General features: G+C 63.9%; 11 protein-coding genes. 2 read left to right on the top strand and 9 right to left on the bottom strand.

The features are described from left to right. Positions 1–15: 15 nt before the first annotated feature. The 4 genes from LNV23_RS06995 to LNV23_RS06980 form a co-directional block, all read right to left on the bottom strand. Positions 16–1,080 carry a branched-chain amino acid ABC transporter permease gene (locus tag LNV23_RS06995; protein WP_263562321.1) on the bottom strand — a complete coding sequence of 355 codons (1,065 nt, stop codon included), beginning with the start codon at positions 1,078–1,080 and terminating at the stop codon, positions 16–18. Between the two features lie 116 nt (positions 1,081–1,196). After that, complete coding sequence (locus LNV23_RS06990; RefSeq protein ID WP_263518702.1) at positions 1,197–2,126, bottom strand: branched-chain amino acid ABC transporter permease; 930 nt, start codon at positions 2,124–2,126, stop codon at positions 1,197–1,199. Positions 2,127–2,261: 135 nt separating this feature from the next. After that, positions 2,262–3,095 carry an ABC transporter ATP-binding protein gene (locus LNV23_RS06985; RefSeq protein ID WP_263562320.1) on the bottom strand — a complete coding sequence of 278 codons (834 nt, stop codon included), beginning with the start codon at positions 3,093–3,095 and terminating at the stop codon, positions 2,262–2,264. Next, entirely contained in the window at positions 3,095–5,041 is a 1,947-nt protein-coding gene (locus tag LNV23_RS06980; protein WP_263562319.1) for an AMP-dependent synthetase/ligase, read from the bottom strand. Before LNV23_RS06980 ends, LNV23_RS06985 begins: the two co-directional genes overlap by 1 nt. Before the next feature lie 192 nt (positions 5,042–5,233). Between LNV23_RS06980 and LNV23_RS06975 the strand changes: the two genes are divergently transcribed. After that, the gene (locus tag LNV23_RS06975; RefSeq protein WP_263562318.1) at positions 5,234–5,998 is read left to right on the top strand and encodes a Crp/Fnr family transcriptional regulator; all 765 of its coding nucleotides are present in this window, start codon (positions 5,234–5,236) and stop codon (positions 5,996–5,998) included. Between the two features lie 75 nt (positions 5,999–6,073). Beyond that, positions 6,074–8,113 (top strand): sensor histidine kinase, encoded by a 2,040-nt coding sequence (locus tag LNV23_RS06970; RefSeq protein WP_263562317.1) that lies wholly within the window; start codon positions 6,074–6,076, stop codon positions 8,111–8,113. Positions 8,114–8,170: 57 nt separating this feature from the next. Here the strand turns inward: LNV23_RS06970 and LNV23_RS06965 are convergent, their stop codons facing one another. The 5 genes from LNV23_RS06965 to LNV23_RS06945 form a co-directional block, all read right to left on the bottom strand. Continuing rightward, a complete protein-coding gene (locus LNV23_RS06965) occupies positions 8,171–9,769 on the bottom strand; it encodes a di-heme oxidoredictase family protein (RefSeq protein WP_263562316.1) in 1,599 nt (532 codons plus the stop codon). Between the two features lie 40 nt (positions 9,770–9,809). After that, positions 9,810–13,493, bottom strand: a complete 3,684-nt coding sequence (locus LNV23_RS06960) for an NIDO-like domain-containing protein (RefSeq protein WP_263562315.1) — start codon at positions 13,491–13,493, stop codon at positions 9,810–9,812. A 42-nt stretch (positions 13,494–13,535) separates the two neighbouring features. Beyond that, the gene (locus tag LNV23_RS06955; RefSeq protein ID WP_263562314.1) at positions 13,536–14,633 is read right to left on the bottom strand and encodes a hypothetical protein; all 1,098 of its coding nucleotides are present in this window, start codon (positions 14,631–14,633) and stop codon (positions 13,536–13,538) included. 10 nt (positions 14,634–14,643) lie between these two features. Next, positions 14,644–18,264: a choice-of-anchor X domain-containing protein gene (locus LNV23_RS06950; RefSeq protein WP_263562313.1), complete on the bottom strand. Its 3,621-nt coding sequence runs from the start codon at positions 18,262–18,264 to the stop codon at positions 14,644–14,646. Between the two features lie 101 nt (positions 18,265–18,365). Next, positions 18,366–18,989, bottom strand: a complete 624-nt coding sequence (locus LNV23_RS06945) for a PEP-CTERM sorting domain-containing protein (RefSeq protein WP_263562312.1) — start codon at positions 18,987–18,989, stop codon at positions 18,366–18,368. Positions 18,990–19,348: the final 359 nt, after the last annotated feature.

Below are 19,348 nucleotides of genomic sequence, written 5' to 3'. Positions count from 1 at the left end.
TCAGTGCGGGAAGGATCAATGTGGGAAGGGCCAGAGCCGCAGCTTTTCCTTGCCCGTGGACCACAAGCGAGCCAGGCCATGCGGCTCCTTGATCAGGAAGAACACGATCAGGGCGCCGAACACCATCAGTTCCAGATGCGAGGCGGTCTCGGTGCCCATGGGAATGCCCAGCCAGTGCGGAATCTGGTTCAGCAGCAGCGGCAAAAAGATGATGAAGGCCGCGCCAAAGAAGCTGCCCATGATGGAACCCAGGCCACCCAGAATGACCATGAAGAGGAGCTGGAAGCTGCGGTCGATGGAGAAGGCCGCCGGCTCCCAGGAGCCCAGATGCACAAAACCCCAGAGCGCACCGGCCACGCCGACGATGAAGCTGCTGACAGCGAAGGCGCTGAGTTTGGCGTAGACCGGGCGGATGCCGATGACGGCCGCGGCCACATCCATATCGCGCATGGCCATCCACTCGCGGCCGATGGCGCCGCGCACCAGGTTCTTGGTCAGCAAGGCGAACACGCAGACAAAGCTCAGGCAGAACAGGTACTTCTGCGCCGGCGACTCGATGGCCAGGCCGAACACGCTGAGGTCCGACACCGAGACATTGCCCGAGGACGAGTTGTTGGTGAACCACTTGATGCGCAGAAATGCCCAATCGCAAAAGAACTGCGCCGCCAGCGTCGCCACCGCCAGATAGAGGCCCTTGATGCGCAGCGAAGGAATGCCGAACAGCACGCCCACCACGGTCGAACAAGCACCGCCCAGCAGCAAGGAGAGGATCAGCGGCATGCCCTCGATGCGGACCTGGAAGTTGTAGGCCGCATAGGCGCCCACCGCCATGAAGGCCCCGGTGCCCAGCGAGATCTGGCCGCAGTAGCCGACCAGCACATTGAGGCCCAGCGCCGCCAGCGCCAGGATCAAGAACGGAATCAGGATGGCCCGAAACAGGTACTCATTGCCCAAGAGGGGCAGGCCGACAAAAGCCAGGGCCAGCAGCGCCGCCATGGCCCAGCGGTCCTGGCGGATCGCAAGGATGGCGCTGTCGGCGCGGTAGCTGGTTTTGAATTGGCCGTTTTCGCGGTAAATCATGGGAGTCGATTGCCTTGTTGGGTCGAGGGGCGGATGAGTGAATCGTGATTCGCGATTCGTGAATCGTGGAGGGCCACCGTCATTCGCTCATCCATTCACCATTCACCATTCACCACTCACACCCGATCAATGATCTTTTCGCCGAACAGCCCCTGCGGCCTGAACAGCAGGAACAGCAGCGCCAGCACATAGGCGAACCAGATTTCAATGCCGCCGCCCAGGGCGGGGCCGAGGTAGACCTCGGAGACCTTTTCGCCCACGCCAATCAGCAGGCCGCCGATGATGGCGCCGGGCACCGAGGTGAGGCCACCCAGGATCACCACCGGCAGCGCCTTCAGCGCCACCAGCGAGAGCGAGAACTGCACACCCAGCTTGCTGCCCCAGATGATGCCGGCCACCAGGGCGACAAAGCCGGCCACGCTCCAGACGATGACCCAGATGGTGGACAGCGGAATGCCGATGGACTGGGCGGCCTGGTGGTCGTCCGCCACGGCGCGCAGGGCCCGGCCGGTGGCCGTCTTCTGGAAGAACAGGGCCAGCAAGGCGACCATGGCCGCGGCAATCAAGGCCGCGTAGAGGTCTTCCTTGTTGATCAGCACCCCGCCCTCGAAGCTCTTCTCGAACAGAAAGATCGGGTCCTTGGGCATGCCGACATCGATCTTGTAGATGTCCGAGCCGAAGATCATCTGGCCCAGGCCTTCGAGGAAGTAGGTGATGCCCAGCGTGGCCATTAGCAAGGTGATGCCCTCCTGGTTGACCAGATGCCGCAAGGCCAGGCGCTCCACGCCCCAAGCCACCGCCACCATCACCGCAAAGGCCGCCACAAACGCCAACAGATTGGCCAGCAGCGGGCTGCTGATGCCGGTCCAGAGCGGAATCCACTCGGCAAAGCGCGCCATCGCCAGGGCCGCGAAAAGCACCATGGCGCCCTGCGCGAAATTGAACACGCCCGAGGCCTTGTAGATCAGCACAAAGCCCAGCGCGATCAGCGAATACAGCATGCCTGTCATCAAGCCGCCGAAGATTGTTTCTATGACGAATCCCATGGTGTTGGCTACTGCGCAGCCCTCATGCGTCGTTGCGCGGTGCTCGCCATCCTCACGTACCCAAAGTACGTTCCGGTGGCTGCGCACCGTGCGCCTTGCCTGAGACCTGCTCGCTACGCCACTCCTTTCGATTATTCAATGCGAGGTGCCCAAATAGGCGCGGATCACGTCTTCGTTCTGGCGCACCTCGTCCGGCGCGCCGTCGCCAATCTTCTTGCCGTAGTCCAGCACCACGACACGGTCGCTGATGTCCATGACCACGCCCATATCGTGTTCGATCAGCACGATGGTGCTGCCGAACTCCTGGTTGACGTCGAGGATGAAGCGGCACATGTCCTGCTTCTCTTCCACATTCATGCCAGCCATGGGCTCATCGAGCAGCAAGACTTGCGGCTCCATGGCCAGGGCGCGGCCCAGATCCACGCGCTTTTGCAAGCCGTAGGGCAGGCGGCCGACCGGGGTCTTGCGATAGGCCTGGATCTCCAGGAAATCGATGATGCGCTCGACCTTCTCGCGCTGCGCGATCTCCTCGCGCTCGGCCGCGCCCCAGCCGAAGGGGTTGCGCAAGGCCTGCTGGAAGATGTTGCAGCGCATGTGCAGGGTGCGGCCGGTCATGATGTTGTCCAGCACGCTCATGCCCTTGAACAAGGCCAGGTTCTGGAAGGTGCGGGCCACGCCCATCTCGGCCACCTGGCGCGAGCTCATGTGTTTGAAGGTCTGACCGCGAAAGCTGATCTGCCCCTGCTGCGGCTGGTAGACACCGTTGATGCAGTTGAGCATGGAGCTTTTTCCCGCGCCGTTGGGGCCGATGATGGAGCGGATCTCATGCTCGCGCACATCGAAGCTGATGTCGGTCAGCGCCTTCACGCCGCCGAAGCTCAGCGAGATATTGCGCACCTCAAGAATCACCTCGCCGGTCTTCTTGGCCGGAGTGTTGTTGTCGCTGGTGCTGCTGTCCATTTGATCCATCAGGCGGCACTCCTCACGGCCGGGTAGGTCTGGGCATCTTTGATGCACAGATCGGCGGACACCTTGCCGCTGCGCCCGTCCTCGAACTTGACAGCGGTCTCGATGTACTGCGAGTTGCGGCCGGCGTACAGCGCCTCGATCAGCACCGCGTACTTCTCGGCGATGGCGCCGCGCCGCACCTTGCGGGTTCGGGTCAGCTCGCCGTCGTCGGCGTCGAGTTCCTTGTGCAGGATCAGGAAGCGGCTGATCTGGCTGCCGGCCAAGAGCTCGTCCTGGGCCAGGTCGGCATTGACCTGTTGGACGCAGTCGCGGATCAGCTCGTAGACCTCGGGCTTCTGCGCCAGGTCCGTGTAGCCGGCATAGGGCAGGTTGCGGCGCTCGGCCCAGTTGCCCACGGCGTCGAAGTCGATGTTGATGAAGGCACAGACGCGGTCGCGGCCGTCACCAAAGGCCACCGCCTCCTTGATGTGGGCAAAGAACTTGAGCTTGTTCTCCACATATTTGGGCGCAAACATGGCGCCATCAAACGCCCCGCCCCGGAGTCGCCCCACATCCTTGGCCCGGTCGATGATCTTCAGGTGGCCATGGGCGTCGATGAAGCCGGCGTCGCCGGTGTGGTACCAGCCCTCGGGCGTGAGTACCTCGGCCGTGGCCGCCTCGTTCTTGTAATAGCCCTTGAGCAAGCCCGGCGACTTGACCAGGATTTCGCCGCTCTCGGCCAGCTTGATCTCGACCCCTTCGATGGGCACGCCCACGGTGTCGGCGCGCGCCTCATGGTCGGGCTGCAGGCAGACGAAGACGGCGGTCTCGGTCGAGCCATAGAGCTGCTTCAAATTGATGCCGATGCTGCGGTAGAAGCTGAACAGATCGGGGCCGATGGCCTCGCCCGCGGTATAGGCCACGCGCACCCGCGAGAGGCCCAGGCTGTTGCGCAAAGGCCCGTAGATCAGCAAGTCGCCTAACTGGTATTTCAGTCGGTCCAGGGCGCCGACCGGGCGGCCATCCATCAGCGCCGGGCCGACCCGCCGCGCCAGGGCCATGCAGCGGGCGAACAGCCAGCGCTTAGGTCTTGATGCGTCTTCCATGCGAATCATCACGCTGGTCAGCAGGCCCTCGAACACCCGCGGCGGCGCGAAGTAGTAGCTCGGGCCGATTTCCTTCAGATCGATGCTGACCGTGCTGGTCGATTCGGGGCAATTGACCACATAGCCGCAAGCCAGCCACTGGGCGTAGCTGAAGATGTTCTGGCCGATCCAGGCCGGCGGCAGGTAGGCCAACACCTCTTCGCGGCCCGTCAGGCGGTCGAAACGGGCACCGGCCTGGGCGCGGTCGATCAGGCTGGCATGGGTGTGAACCACGCCCTTGGGGTTGCCCGTGGTGCCCGAGGTGAAGAACATGGCCGCTTCATCGCTGCTGCGGCCCAGCGCCACCTCACGGGCGAAGAAATCCGGGCGGCTCAGGGCATCCTGGCGGCCGCGTTCGAGCAGTTCGTCGAGCGAATGCAGGCCCGGCTCTTCATAGGCGCGCAGGCCGCGCGGGTCGTCAAACCAGATCTGGCCCAGCTGCGGGCAGTGCTCGCGCAGCTCCAGCATCTTGTCCACCTGTTCCTGGTCCTCGACCACGGCGAAGGCGACCTCGGCATTGTTGACAGGGAAAACGAACTCGGCCGCCACCGCATCCTGATAGAGCGGCACGGGGATCGCACCCAGGGACTGGGCCGCCAACATGGCCGCCGACAGACGCGGCCGGTTCTCGCCGACCACGATCAGGTGCTGGCCGCGCTGCAGGCCGGCGAGCGCCAAGCCGTGGGCCAGCTCGCGCACCAGCTGCGCCAGCTGCGCCCAGCTCAGGGTCTGCCAGATCCCATATTCCTTCTCGCGCAAAGCCGGCGCATCGGGGCGCTCGGCGGCGTGAGCCAGCAAGAGGCGAGGAAAGGTCGCATCCACGTTGTGTGTCTCCTGTGCCGTGCATGCGGCCCTGCAAGAAGCAGGGGCTGCCGACATCTCTTGACCGCATGGTAGGCCGTCACTTTGACGCCGTGTTGTCGTTGTAACGACAATCCAAGGGACACCCCGAGCGGTACTTTCCCGGGGGTGGCGTGTAAGGCCTGCGTCATCTTGCAAGGTGGACACTGCCGCATGAATCCAGCGTCAGGCCCACGCACCGCCTCAGAAGCGGCCATGCCCAGCATCCCCTTGCGCCAGCGCGCCCGCCCGGCCAGCACCGCCGAGCTGGCCGCCATTCCCTGGCTGGCCCTGCTGGATGAGCCGCAGCGCGAGCGCGCCGTGCAGCAGCTGCAAGTGGCCGAAGCCGATGTGGGCGAGCGCGTCTGCCGCATCGGCCGGCCGGCCACCTTCTGGTTCGGCGTCATCGACGGCCTGCTCAAGATGAGCAATGACGACTCCAGCGGCCAGGCCATCACCTTCACTGGCGTGCCGCCGGGCGGCTGGTTCGGCGAGGGCACCTTGCTCAAGCGGGAGAGCTACCGCTACAACATCCAGGCGCTGCGGCGCAGCGTGGTGGCCGGCTTGCCGATCGAGGCCTTTCACGAGCTGCTGGAAGGCAGCATCGCCTTCAACCGCTTCATGCTCAACCAGCTCAACGAGCGCCTGGGCCAGTTCATCGCCGCACGCGAGATCGACCGCATCTCCGACCCCGAGCTGCGCGTCGCCCGCAACCTCGCCGCCCTCTTCCACCCGCAGCTCTACCCCGGCGTCGGCAGCCTGCTGCGCATCACCCAGCAGGAGCTCGGCTATCTGGTCGGCCTGTCGCGCCAACGTGTCAACCAGGCGCTCAACACCTTGGCCGCGCACGCCTTGATCCGCATCGAGTACGGCGGCCTGAGGGTGTTGGATCTGCAGGGCTTGCGGCGTTTCCCGCTACTGGGGTCAACACCGGGCTGAAAGCCGGGGCCAGAGCAAGCGCTGCTGCTATTCTTGGCCGAGGGAATCGGGCACCGCCGGACTTGGAGCAAGCGGATGACGAAGATGCAGCAGGACCGCCACAACGCCGCACCAGATCCCTTTGCCACTGCGGCCTTGGCCGAACTGGCACGCATCGACGAGCATCTGGATCTCGGCGAGAACCAATCGGCGCAAGCACTGCTGCAGGCCTTGCGCGAGCAGCCGGGCTTGCAAGCCGGCGAGCTCCTGCGCCTGCAGGTGCGCGAGCTGCGCCTGAACCTGAACCAGGAGCTGCGCCTGGACCAGCTTGATCAGGTCTTTGATCTGGTCGAACGTGCGGAACAGCTCGGCGATCCCCTGACACTGGCCGAGGCCTTGTGCTGCCTGGCTCGCTTCCAGAGCCGCGCCCATGTCATCACCCTGGCCCTGCAATCGCTGGGCCGGGCCGAGGTGATCTACACCACCCTGCAGGACGAGCAGGGTCAGAACCGGTGCCTGATGCTGGTGTGCAAATTCCTGCATGACGAGGCCATGCATGAAGAAGCGATCCGCCGCCTGGAACCCTGGGTGCTCGATGAGCAGCGCCTGGCCCAGCTGAGCCCGGACGACCGCTACACCCTGACCATCAGCCTGGCTGCGGCCTACTCCTTTGTCGACCGCATGGCGGAATCGACCGTGCTGCAGGAGCGCGCCTACGAAGACTCGAAGCGCCGGCAGATCCCCAGCCGCATGTTCCGCGATGCCGTGAACCTGGCCAACAAACGCCTCTGGGAAGGCCGGCTCGACGCGACACGGGCCTTTCTGGACGAGGCCGAAGCCTTGCTGCTGGACCATGAGATCAGCGACGGCCAGCGCAGCTTTTTGCTGCAGAGCCAGGCCCTCTACCTCTGGAAGATGGGCCGCCATGAAGAGGCTATCGCGCGCTTTCACCAGGCCCGCGACAACGCGCGCCGCCATGCGCAGTGGCCGATCCTGAACCGCGCCCTGATGCGGCGCGCCGAATGCGCCGAGGAAGCCGGCCTCTGGGCCGAAGCCTTGTGTGCGCGCCGTGAGCAGGTCGAGCTGGCCGAGACGCAGCTCAAGACTCTGAAGCAGAGCACGGGCAATAGCCTGATGCGCATGCTGGGCCATGTACGCACCCAGGCGCAGAACGACTATCTGCGCCAGCATGGCAATGCCCTGGAGCGCGAACTGGCCGAACGCAACCGCCAGCTGCAGGCCACCCTCTTGAATCTGCAGGGCGAAATGCAAGTGCGGCGCCAGGCCGAGACGGCGCTGCAGGAGGCGCGCGACGCGCTGGAACTCAAGGTCGAGCAGCGCGGCCGCGAACTGGAGCAGGCCATGCGCTTGCTGCTGGAGCGCGAAAAGCAGGCCGCTTTAGGCCATCTGGTCGCCGGCGTGGCCCATGAACTCAACACCCCCATCGGCAACGCCTTGCTGGCCACCAGCACCCTCAGCGACGGCCTGCTCGCGCACCGCCAGGCCTTTGAGGAAAACCGCCTACGCCGCTCCGACATGAACCAGCTCCATGCCGAGCTGGAGGACGGCTTGGGCATTGCCAGACGCAGCCTGGCACGCGCCGCCGACCTGGTCAGCCGCTTCAAGGCCCTGGCGCTGGAACAGAGCAGCGCCCAGGTGATCGAGTTCCAGCCCCAGCAGGTGATCGAGAACACCCTGGCCGTGATGGCGCCCGCCCTGCGCGCCGAACAGGTCGAGCTCGACAACAGGGGTCGGCCCGGTCGCCTGCTGCGCAACGACCCGGGCGCACTCGGCCAGGTGCTGGCCCAGCTGATCGAGAACAGCCTGGTCCACGGCTTCCGCAACTGGCCCCCGCCGCATCGCCTGACATTGACGGAAGCCGTGCAAGAAGGCCATTACGTCCTGCGCATCGAAGACAACGGCCGGGGCATGGCCACCGAGCATCTGGCCCGGGCCTTCGATCCCTTCTTCACCACCCAGCTGGGCCAGGGCTCATCGGGCCTGGGCCTGCACATGGTCTACCGCCTGGTGACCCTGGGCTTGCAGGGCGAGATCAGCCTGCACAGCGCACCGGGACAGGGCTGCAGGGTGACGCTGAGTCTGCCCTTGCGCGTGGACGGATCAGACCAGGTTTGACGGCACGGCGGCTGAGCTTTCGAAGCGCCTATCGGCTTCAACAGGCCGCCTTCTTGGTCAACGTTTCTTGGCCCGGTATTGTTCGTCGACGATCAACTCATTCGTGCCCGGGGGCAAGACCTGGAGCGACTTCAGGAACTCGATCAGGGCGTCTTGATCGGCCTTGGAGGCGGACTGAAAGGCCTGCCGCGAAGCCACGGCCTCGCCGGCGTGCCCAAGCACCGCCTGGCGCATGGTGGTGAACAAACCATGGTGGAAGTAGGGGCCCGAATTCGCCACGCCCCAAAGACGCCGGGTCAGGAAGCGCCGATTGCCGCCGAGGAATTTGGGCGCCCACACGGGCCAGTTCATGTCCAGGCTTTCCTGCACCATCTCGTCATTGGGGTCGGAAATGTCGTGCAGCTTCAAATCGGTGTAGGCCGGGACCCACAGCACATCATCCTGCGGATGGGCGGGCTTGAGACGCGGTTGCGGCAGGCTGTCGTCGTTCAAGGCCACGCGAACCGCCTTGGCATCGCCGGCCTTCATATTGCCGGGCGGGTTGAAGGGGCCGGGCTCCACAAAGGTCCAGTTCTGGCGGCTCAAGGGCAGGCTGGGCGTGTGGCAGGACGCACAGGCAAACTGATTGTTGAACAAGGCCTGGCCCCGGGCGATGGCCTGCTCGATCTCCGGCTTGTTCGGGATGACCTGGCCCGGCACCGCCATCACCGCCTGGAACAGGGTGGCGGCGGTGACATCGGCACGCGTCAGCTCATTGCTGTAACCATCGCCATCCGGGTCGGTGTTGGCACCAAAACGCTCGATGGTCTGGATGCCATGGTGGTGGTTGAAGGAGGTGTTGGTGAAGTCACGCAGCGACACCGAATTGCCCGCCTGGTGCCACGGCCGGATGACCAGGGTCGGTGGATCCAGAGGCGTGGCGGTGATCAAGCTCAGGCGCGGCAGGCCCTGAACCTCGCGCACATCCCACAGGCCATCTTCCTTGCGAGTCAGGCGCCCAAAGTTGACGCCCTTGCTGATCAGCAAGCGGGTCTCGCCACGTTTCATGCTGTCGCGGATGCGCTGCAGATCGGTGCTCATCTCACGCGCCAGCATTTCCACGTAGCCCGACCCAAACAGGCCCGGCGTATGGCGGGAGTTGCCCACGCTGGACAGCGTGACCGGCTCGCCCTTCTCGTCCAAGGCGCCGCGGGTGGGCGTGGTGTCGGAGCGGTCAAAGGTCACCGCATCGAAGCGCTGGCCCAAGACGAACACATTGGTAACGAAATCGCCGCTGCCCCCAGCCACGCCAAAAGGCTGGTTGTGGCAGCCCATGCAGGAGTTGGCATCAGGCCCTGAGATGCGATTGAAACCGCGCGCCCCGGTCAGGCTGAGCGTGGGGTCCGACAGCCCCCGCCCGTTGCCCTTGGTGCGCGGGCGCCCGCCGCCTTCTTCCGTCGTCCAATTGGCCGAGAACACACGCCGTCCATGCTCGAGGAGCTCAGTCAGCGGGATCTTGAACTCCTCGTCGTCCTGGAGGTGCTGCGCCAGGCCGAGCTCATTGCCGATGCCGGACTGCAGCCTCGAGGCATCGATCAAGCTGACCGCCCCCCAGGCCAGCGAGCACAGCAGCAAAACAGCGGCCGGCAGGGCCCATCGACGCAGAAGTTTCATCATGGGTGTCTCTTGCTCAAGCTCATCTCAAAAGTTCGCGACTTCAGTTGTTCTTGGGCTGCACATCGGCTGACACCAGCTCCACATTCAGCAACTGGGCCTGGTTCAGGGACCCGCTGGGCGCGCTGCTGCTGCCGCGTGCCACCAGCGCCCCCTGGCGCCAGACCTCGACCATCAGCCCACCCGCTGGCACACCCGAAAGCGTGAATCGACCTTGTGCATCGGTATTGGTCATGCCACGGTAGCTCCGCAGCGTCGAAGAGAACACTCGCACCTCGGCATTGGCCAGATCAACCGCGCTCAGCGCGCTTGCGCTGGCCGCCTGTCGCCCTGCGGCTGTACTGTTGCTGGCCCGCAGCTGAGCTGGCGCGCTGGCGGCGAGCAAGGCTTGGCCACCTCCGGCGCCATTGAGTGTCGAAGCCAGGGCCGGTGCTGCCGGCAAGACGGTGTTGACGCGATAGCCGCCCTGGGCTATCGGCGTGAACACCAGGTAGGCCCGGTCGAGATCGAACAAGCTGGTCGAGGTGAAGTACTCGTACACCGCTGTGGCCGAGGGGATTTCCAGAATCGGCGTCGCGCTGAAGTCGACCTGCTGGAAGGGTGCCGAAGGCCCCGGGGTCAGCCCGGCGATCGAGCCTGTATTCAAGGCGGTGATGCCCTGGTAGGCGAAAACGATCCGGCCGTCGCGGAACAACTGGATCTGCAAGGTATTGCTGCCGCCCTGGCTGTAGTGGCGGGTGCGGTCGTAGGTGACGACAAAGCGGTCCGGCAGCTGGTCATTGATCCACACGCCACCGCCACCGATCAAGTCGTCGAAGAAGGCCGAAATTCGCTTGCGGTTGTTGAATGCAGAGACGTTTTCCGTGTAGGTGTTGTCCGCGGAATCAAAGGTGATATAGCCATTGGTGCCGACAAAGGCCACCGTTTCGTTGGCACCGTAGAAAGGAAAACTGAAGGGCAAGGTACGTTGCGTCGAGCAGTCGTCGCAGGTGGTCCACAAGACCCCGTAGTTGCTCACGAAAGCGGCCTCAATCAAGGTGATGGTGCCCACATCGGTCGTGCCCGCAACCACAGCGGCGGTCGTCGCTGATGAACCGTGTCGCGGCAGTCCGCCGCTGGGCGTGTACTCTGCCTGCACCACCAGATCACCCAACACCGTGGGTACACCGATGATCTGAAAACGTCCCTCAGCATCGCTGGTCGCCGTGCGCCCGCCTGGCGCCGTCAGTTGTACGCCTTGCACGGCGCGCCCCTGAGAATCCAGAACCTGACCGATCACACGCGTCAATGGGTCTGGAGCCACCTGGACCTGGACGACCGGCGCACTGCCTTCGTTACCGCCGAGATCGCCGGCCACAGCGCCCAAATTCAGGCTGTTGACGCCGACCGGTACCGTCAGCGTGTATTGATAGGGCGCGCTGGTGCTGGTGAAGACGGTCTGGTCGTCAACGGTGAAGCGCACCGCCGTGACCGTGATGTCATCCTGGGCGTCGACCGACACAGTCAGAGGCGCACCTTCGTAAACCAAGCTGCCTGCAGCGGGCGAGGTGATGGCGGCCGTGGGCGGCACCCCGGCCAGGTCCACGCGCGGCTGGTACTGGCCGATGTAGAGACGGCTGTCACCGCTGCTGCCGCCGCGCGAAAGACCTCCACGATCACCGACCAGGTAGATGAAGCTGTCGTCCACGGCTATGCCCATGCCGTTGTCATCGCGCGCGGTGAAATTCAGGATGGCACGTGGCTGCAGGGTCTGGGGATTGGTGATGTCGACGATGGGCACGCCGTTGACAAAGAAGACATCGGCGCCGAGCGCGAAGTTGCCCGACAGCACGACGTTGTTCAGGAGTCCGCCCAAGTTTTGCTGGGTCCGGGAGAGCAGCACTGGCGCGGCCAGATTGCTGATGTCCACCGAAGTCATGCTGTTGGCATAGTCGGCCACAAAAGCGGCATTGCCACGCAAAGCGACGCCGCGGGCGTCACCTGTCGCCACGGTGCCGCGCAAGACCGGTGCGGAGAGATTGCTCACATCCACAAGCTTGAGTCCGGCACCACCGGCCGCCACAGCAGCCAGATTGCGGGTCGGGTCCAACTCCAGGTTCCAGGCGGTACCGCCCAGGCTGATCACGCCGGCCTGAATCATGGCGCCAGGATTGGCCACGCTGATGATGTACAGGTTGCTGCCAGCGGCCACATAGGCGGTGGTGCCTCGCACCTTGACGCCCATGGCATTGCCCACGCCTGCGAACGTACCCAGAAGCCGCGGCGCAGTGGGCTGCGAAACATTGACCACTTTCAGACCCGCTGAAGTGGCGAGGTAGGCAATATTGCCTGCCAAGGTCACGTCGTTGGCTGTGGCGCCAAGATTCAATGCCGCCACCACGCTGGGGCTGCGGCGGTCGACACTCAGATTCACCACCTGCAGGCCGGAGGATCCCGCAGCCACAAAGGCATATTCACGGTTCACCGCCACACCGTTGGCATAGCCGGGAATCGCCACAAAGGACAGCTGTGTCGGTGCGAAGTCTTGCACCACTCCGCTGACCTGGAAGCTCTTGCCATTGTTGCTGACCGTGATCGTGCAGGTGCCGGCCTGGCTGGCAAACACCCGCCCATCGGGCGAACCAAAATTGCAGCTGGCCAGATTGCTGCTGGCATACGTGGTCTGGCGTTGGGCGCTGGTCAGGTTGATGTCATAGCCATCGATCATGGTGCCGATCACTGTCAGCTGCACGCTGGCCGTGCCGGTGATGGAGTTGACCACCAAGGTGAAGTTGCCGGGTGTCACACGCAGGCTGCGCAGCGCTGCTGCCAGGTTGTAGCTGGCGGGATTGGTGGGGTCGCTGCCGGTCGCCAGCTCGACACCGTCGCGGACGCCGTCGCCGTCGCTGTCCGCCACCAAGGGATTGGTGCAGAAGCCGCGCGTGCACTTGAGTTCATCACCGTCGGAAATGCCATCGCCGTCGCTGTCCGGATTGCGCGGATCGGTGCCGGCGCGAAACTCCTCGAGCGCATTCAGGCCGTCGTGGTCGAGGTCCAGCAAGGCATCGGCCGGGTTGTTGGGGTCCATGCCCAGGCGCAACTCCTCGTCATCAGGAATCCCGTCGCCGTCGCTGTCGGCCCCGGTGAAGGCCACGCGCAGCTGCAGCAGGCCTTGCGTGCCTTCGTTGCTGGCTTGGACGACCACCACACCGCTGCGTACGGCCGTCACCAGGCCCTCGGGACTGACCGTTGCAATGGCGGGATTGCTAACGGCATAGCGTGTGCCGCTGCTGGCCGAGCTGATGTCGTTCGAGTCGCTGCTGTTGGGATAGGTGGCCATCACGCGCAGCTGCGTGGTCGCGCCCACATTGGGCAAGGTCTGAACGGCCGCCGTCACCTGCACCGATGTCGGGATGGGCGTGGTGGGGCCGAGCGTGATGGGCGGCAGGTTGATGGAGCCATTGGCCGGGATGGTGAAGGATGCCGACTCGCCGTAGGTCGTGGTGCCGCCATTCACGCAGGTGGCGCGCGCCCTCACCGTACCGAAGTTGGCAGGAATATTGGGCAGCACCCAGGTGCCGTCGGCCTTGGCCTGCACATTGCGATTGAGGACACTGACGGTGCAGCCCTCATTGAGGCCGGTCGGAGGCGGGGTTTGACTGTTTGCAATCAGCGGCTGCAAACCCAGAGTCACCAGGCCGAGACCGGACCAGCACAAGACACGGAGATTTCTCTTCAGTGATTTCATGATCATCCCGACAGTCAAAACCAACGTTTCTTTGCAAACAGCCTAGAGGCCAGGCTTTTTTTCGAAATGAGCGAACGGATGCTCATCTGCCGCCGCCATAGCCAACTCCTTGCGCTCGAAGAGCCGGGTGGATGCATTGACCAAGCCAACATTGACGAGACGCCAGCCATCACGTTCCTTGGAGAAGAACATGCTGTTGACACCCCCGCCGTCGCGCTGCACATAGGCAACCGCCACCGGCCCCAGATCCCAGACAAAGCGCAATGACAGCTGACTTAGGCCTTTCAGAAATGCCTGGCCGTCCGGACTGTCGCGGTAGGACTGCATGCGCGCCCAGGAGGCTTCGCTGACAAAGGGGCGCAGCAGCTCGAACTTCCCTTGCTGGCCGGACTGGGTCATGCGCGCGATCAGCGCACCCACCTCTTCGTTCACGCCCGACTTCTTGACAGTTAGCGCCGATGCGCCCTGCATGTGCAAAGCACTCACCGCATCGTTGGGGCTGGCGCCCAAGCTCAACTTGTAGGGCAGGCTGTTCAGGGTCGCAGTCGAGCACAGCTGGGCTTGCTGCGCCTGGCCGGGGCCGACCGAAGACAGGTACCACTGCTGAATCAGCTGCGAAGGAATGCTCATGGGCCGCTGGGGCAAAAAGCCCAATTGGCCATCGGGCCTGCGCTTGAATGCGAAGGCTGCGGCAAAGGGCTTGCCACCGCCCGAGGGCTGCAACTCAACCCAGGCCATCTGGACATCGTCAAACTCGAAGGCATAGGTCAGGCGCAAGGGTTTCAAGGCCTTGAACTGCGAGCGGTAGGCGTCCACCTGCGACTGCACGCCCGCCGCAGAACCTCCCGGCTCGTCGCTGGACAACAAGCCGTTGAGGGCGCTTTTGTCATCGGACTGCAAGGCACTCAGCACTTTGTAGACCGCCAACTCCAGCCCCTTGGACGTGGGGCCTGGCAAGGCCGCGCTGCGGTATTCCTTGCCACGCACACCGAGGCAGGCTGCCGTCACCAGTTCCTTGGACTCGACGCGAAACAACAAAGGCAAGCCCAGCTGCCCGAAGTCCTGCGCGGAGGCCATCGGTGCCGCTGCGGCCGCCCCGAGCAGCAGCGCCAGCAGGCGCGCGGCCCTGGAAAAGTTCAAACGCTTGCTATCAGTACGCACACTTGGCCTCACTGAAGCTGACCGTGCAGCTCAAGAAGTCTTGCGAATATTCAAAGGTGCTGGACGACCCGTCGATGTCGTAACCGACCGAGAACTTGCCATTCACCTTGAACCCGACCGGGTCGAAGGTCATCAGGCCGCCATCCAGGCCACTGCTGCACTTGGGCTGGTTGTAGGTCACCTTCGAGATGTGAATGGGCCAAGAGGCGCCGCCACTGAAGCTGGCACTGGCCTTGAACGTGGTCTTCTCGCAGCCGAGGATGCAATCGACGGAGAAGGATCCGCTGCCCGCGATCTTGGCCGTGATACTCGGCGTGATGCTGGTGTCCAGGCCGGCAAAGATGCAGCCAGAGCGGTCGGCAGCGTCGTCGGAGCAACCATCTTTGCGGTAGCCGAGCTCACCGGCGATGCTGGCCGTACCGCCGATGAAGACGCCACCGTTGAGCTTGGCCTTGATCTCCACGGACGCCACACCGATGTTCACCGGACCGCTGGCCCAGTCGACAAACGGCGGGCCCGGTGGCGGCCAGATGCGCCCCTCGATGCTCAGGCTGCCGAAGTTGCCGGCCATCTTGGCACTGCTCTTCTTCGACACGCCAGTGGTCTTGCCGCAGCACTCGTTCTCCTTGATCTGCAAGGAGGCTTCCTGCATCACATTGGCCGTGATGGTGACGCTCAACTTCTCCAGCGCCTTGAAGCCGTCGTTGAACTTCTTGGTCACATCGTTGGGGAAGCCCAGCTTCTGCGTGTAACTGGTTTCCGTGGTGTTGATCTTGATGTCAGAGAAATCACCGTTCTTGCAGACCTTGCACTTGTCATCGGGCTTCGGGCTTCCGTTCTGCCCGGCATCCGCGACACAGCTGGCGCCTTCGCATTTCTTGCAGGTCGGGCAGGTACCGGCCGAGCCTGAACTGTTGGGGTTGCCGCCGCAGTGCCAGCCCGCCTTGATCACACCCGCGCCGACATCGGAGGTGATGGAGGAGCCATCCGGGCTGACCGTGGCAGAGCCGATGGCCACGAAGCTGGCGAGATCGTGGTCGTAGGAGTACATCTCGGTCACGGCGCGTGGTGCCAAGCCGTCGACGTTGGGAATGGTCATGCGCGCCGGCGGATTGAAATGGGTGCCGACCGGCTGGATGGTCACGACAAAGCGCGGCTGCTGACCAAAGCCCGGCGACATCGGCACCTTGTCCATATTGACCGGCGTGACGAACACGCAGCCGCTGCGCGAGCCACCCGGGAAGGTGGCCGAGCCGGGTGCAATCTGCAAGGCAAAGCCGGGCGCTTCCGGAATGGTCAGGGTGCCACCGGTGGTTTCGTTGACGCAGACACGGTTGCTGGGATTCAACTCCGGCAGATAGATCGGCATACCCAGAACATTGTTCTGACCGGGTACGGTGATCATGTCGAAATCCAGGGTCGGCCAGAGACCTGGGCGCGCAGCCGTGCCGCCGTCCACCATCAGCTTGAAGATGCCGACCGGAACCGGTTGCATCAGGAACTGGCCTTGCGCATCGGTGCGCACGGCCGTCGCCATTTCCTGGGGAATGTTGCTGGCGTTGCCCTGGGTGATTTGCAGCAGACGCAAGGTGGCGCCAGGAATCGGCTGGTTGCTGTTGTCCAGAACCACGCCGGAGATGCGGGTCTCGCTCGCCGGGCCGGGCACCAAGCCAGTCGCAGCAAAGGCCGCGGCGTAGCCTGGATTGCCGGCAAAGCTGAGTTCGACCACATTGTTGTTGACGCCCGGATTGGGACCCAAGGCCAGGGTGGCCGCCACCCGGCCGTCACCGTCACTGGTGGTCTGGAAACGCGTGGCACCATCGGGGCCGAAGCTGCCATGGCCGTCCTTGACCTCGAAGGTCACTGGCACATTGGCCAAGCGGTTGTTCTTGGCATCGGTGACGATGGCGATGAAGGGCAGCGGCAGCGCTTGACCGACCACGCCCGTCTGGTTGTTCCCGGAATCCACGACCACCAGATTGGCGGCACCGGGCAAGCCACTGGCCGAGAAGTCGGCGGTGGTGCTGACTCCTGCCGCACTCGCTTCCACGAGGTTGTTGCCCGCGCCAGAGCGGCTGCCCAGCTGAAGGAAAACGCGTGCCTGGCCCTGAGCGTCGGTGTTGACGGCCACGGCGCTGAGGCCAGTGCCGGCATTGCCGCTGGGGCTGACCAGCCCGTCTTGCGCAATCACGCGGAACACGACGGGCTTGCCCGCCATGCCCTGACCCTGGCTGTTGACCAGTTTGACCACCAAGGGGGCGGGCAATTGGCTGCCGACGCGGGCCGACTGGTCGTTGCCGGAAAGCACCGTCAGGCCGGCCTGAGCACCGGAGATGCGCTGCACAGTGGACGTGATGGTGGTCCGGTTGCCGGCGCGATCGGTCGCCACCGCCTGGATCTGGTTGCTGCCCAGGCTCAGCGGCACATTGCGCGCCACAAAGCTGCGGTTCATGACTTCCGCCGCCACGCCATTGACCGTCACCGTGGCCTGCTGCGGGTTGACCGTCCCCACAACGATGTCGTTGACCATGCCGGTCACTGTGGCGGTCGCCGCAGCGGTGCTGCCATTGCGCGCGGGTGAATAGATCTCGACACGGGGCGCGGTCGTGTCCAGGGTCACCTGGATGGAGGCCGAGGTGGTACTGCCATTGCTGTTGGCGGCCACTGCCGTCACCGTGTTGGGACCTTCATTCAGGGGCACAGAGGCTGAAAACTGCTTGCCGCTCAGCGGCACCAGAATGCCATTGACCTTGACCTGAGCCGCACCATCACCGACCGATCCAACCAAGGTGATGACCGGCGTATTCAGATACGCGCCATTGGCTGGAGAACTGATGCTGACGCCGCTGGCCGTGCCATTGACAGCCACAGTGAAAGGCTCGGAGTACACCGTCTGGCCATAGCCCTGGAAAGCGGCCGCGACGCGGTAGCGCAGCAGGCCCGGCGTATTCTCCAAGACCGTGGTGCGCAAGCTGAAGGTCTGATCGCCCGCTTGGCTGTCGCCGTCGCGCCCCTCGTCATTGAGGGTGCCCAGCGTTCCGATCACCTGGTTGGATGCATTGATCTTCTGCAAGATCACCGAGCCGGCAATGACGCGCGAGTCATTGATCCTTGCGCTCACCAAGGCGCCCATGGCCGTGCCGACAGTGCTCACCGCTGGGCTGATCAGGGCCCCGGTGACGGTGGGCGTGGCTTGCGCGCTTTCCACCGTCACAGGCAAAAGCGCCGACAAGGTGCGCTTGATTTCCCGCTTGTAGCCAGCCGAGACCTGAAGATTGACCACACCCGCCGTCGCCTCCTGAAGATTGACGCGCAAGCTGTAAACCTGATCTCCGGCGACGGCATCGCCCTGCAGGCCATCGTCGCGCAGGGCCCCCAAGATCTGGTTGCTGCCGTCGGCCTTGATGCGCGCCAAGCTGGCACTTCCGGCGATGTAGTTGGGGTCAGTGATGCTGACCGTGACCAGCACCGGCGTGGCGACGCCCACCGTGATCTTGTTCGGCGCCAAGGCCGGTGGCCCCATGGTCCCGGCCTGCGCAGGCCCCCAGGCCATCAGGCAGCTCAAGAGCAGCGCACCGGCGGTACCCAGGCCCACCGCACGCTCTTTCATGATTCGGATCATTCTTGCCTCCCCGGTTGGACCGGAACACGGCTGCACACAACTGCAAGCTCAATCAAGCCGCGCTCGGTGCAAAACCAGCAATTAATCAGTTACCTAGACAGACTAGAGAAATAGCGCCGCCGCGCCACAGCAGCGGCCACCAAGGCCAAGGCCACCAACGCCCAGCTCTTCGGCTCGGGGACGGAACGACCGAATTCGACGGTCAGGTCATCCATGACCATGGAGCTACCCAAGCTGCCCCCTTGAATGACCACACGCGCAATCCGACCGGCCGAATCGGAGAAGCTCACAAATTCATTGTTCAGGCTTCCGACATCGCCGCTGAGCAGCAGATTCGAAGAGAACAGGCTGTGCACCGAACCCAACAGGCCACCACCAGCGTCGTAGGCAAAAAAGCTGAGCTTTTCGAAATAGGTGAAATAGGCGCCGACACTGAACACCGGTTGGGCAAACAGGATTTCAAGTGCACCGCCGTCATCCAGCACCGCGGTGTCACCCGAGCGCGGTGGAAACTCATCCACATTCAGCGATTGCCCCACCTTGAGCGCCAGGGCATTGAAAAAACTCAAACCCGACCACTGATTCGAGAGGCGATCCTGGTCCTGAAGATCGTCAAAACCATAAACCACAGGCGCTGCCTGGGCCGACTGCGCAAGCAAGGACAAGAGAAACAGCGACCAACCTGCCGCCCAGACGCGAACCAGCTTCTTCATGTATTTCTCCTGAGCAATCACGCAGACGCTCCATGCACCGACAGCAGCGAACGATGCGCGCTTGCGGCCCCGCTCCGCTTGCGCCGAGGGCCATCAGCAAGTTGAAAGCAGCCACACTCCGCAGCCGCTATCCGCACACAAACTCACCTTAGCAGCGGCTTGTGACAGATTTTTGAGGGTCGCTCACGCCCCCCTGATTCAAATATTCAGCGCCATCACAGGACGGTCTCGGGCGGCTAGCCCGGACCCATCACGAGGGGCGAAAAAGGTGGAGACTGAGACGGCCGCCCCAAATGCCCAACGGCGTCGCGAGGAGTTGAGGCCTCAGGTCAGAAGTGAGGTCTGGGCTCAAGGCAGCG

This window comes from Kinneretia sp. DJ1R-11 (genome assembly GCF_025717595.1).
Taxonomy (GTDB): Bacteria; Pseudomonadota; Gammaproteobacteria; order Burkholderiales; family Burkholderiaceae_C; genus Paucibacter_A.
This window is presented reverse-complemented; position numbering and strand designations above follow the sequence as displayed.

Excerpts from the sequence above, each read along its gene's own strand:
- LNV23_RS06945 (WP_263562312.1), bottom strand. The coding sequence starts at position 18,989 with ATGAAGAAGCTGGTTCGCGTCTGGGCGGCAGGTTGGTCGCTGTTTCTC.
- LNV23_RS06975 (WP_263562318.1), top strand. The coding sequence starts at position 5,234 with ATGAATCCAGCGTCAGGCCCACGCACCGCCTCAGAAGCGGCCATGCCC.
- LNV23_RS06995 (WP_263562321.1), bottom strand. The coding sequence starts at position 1,080 with ATGATTTACCGCGAAAACGGCCAATTCAAAACCAGCTACCGCGCCGAC.
- LNV23_RS06965 (WP_263562316.1), bottom strand. The coding sequence starts at position 9,769 with ATGATGAAACTTCTGCGTCGATGGGCCCTGCCGGCCGCTGTTTTGCTG.
- LNV23_RS06985 (WP_263562320.1), bottom strand. The coding sequence starts at position 3,095 with ATGGATCAAATGGACAGCAGCACCAGCGACAACAACACTCCGGCCAAG.
- LNV23_RS06990 (WP_263518702.1), bottom strand. The coding sequence starts at position 2,126 with ATGGGATTCGTCATAGAAACAATCTTCGGCGGCTTGATGACAGGCATG.
- LNV23_RS06960 (WP_263562315.1), bottom strand. The coding sequence starts at position 13,493 with ATGAAATCACTGAAGAGAAATCTCCGTGTCTTGTGCTGGTCCGGTCTC.
- LNV23_RS06950 (WP_263562313.1), bottom strand. The coding sequence starts at position 18,264 with ATGAAAGAGCGTGCGGTGGGCCTGGGTACCGCCGGTGCGCTGCTCTTG.
- LNV23_RS06970 (WP_263562317.1), top strand. The coding sequence starts at position 6,074 with ATGACGAAGATGCAGCAGGACCGCCACAACGCCGCACCAGATCCCTTT.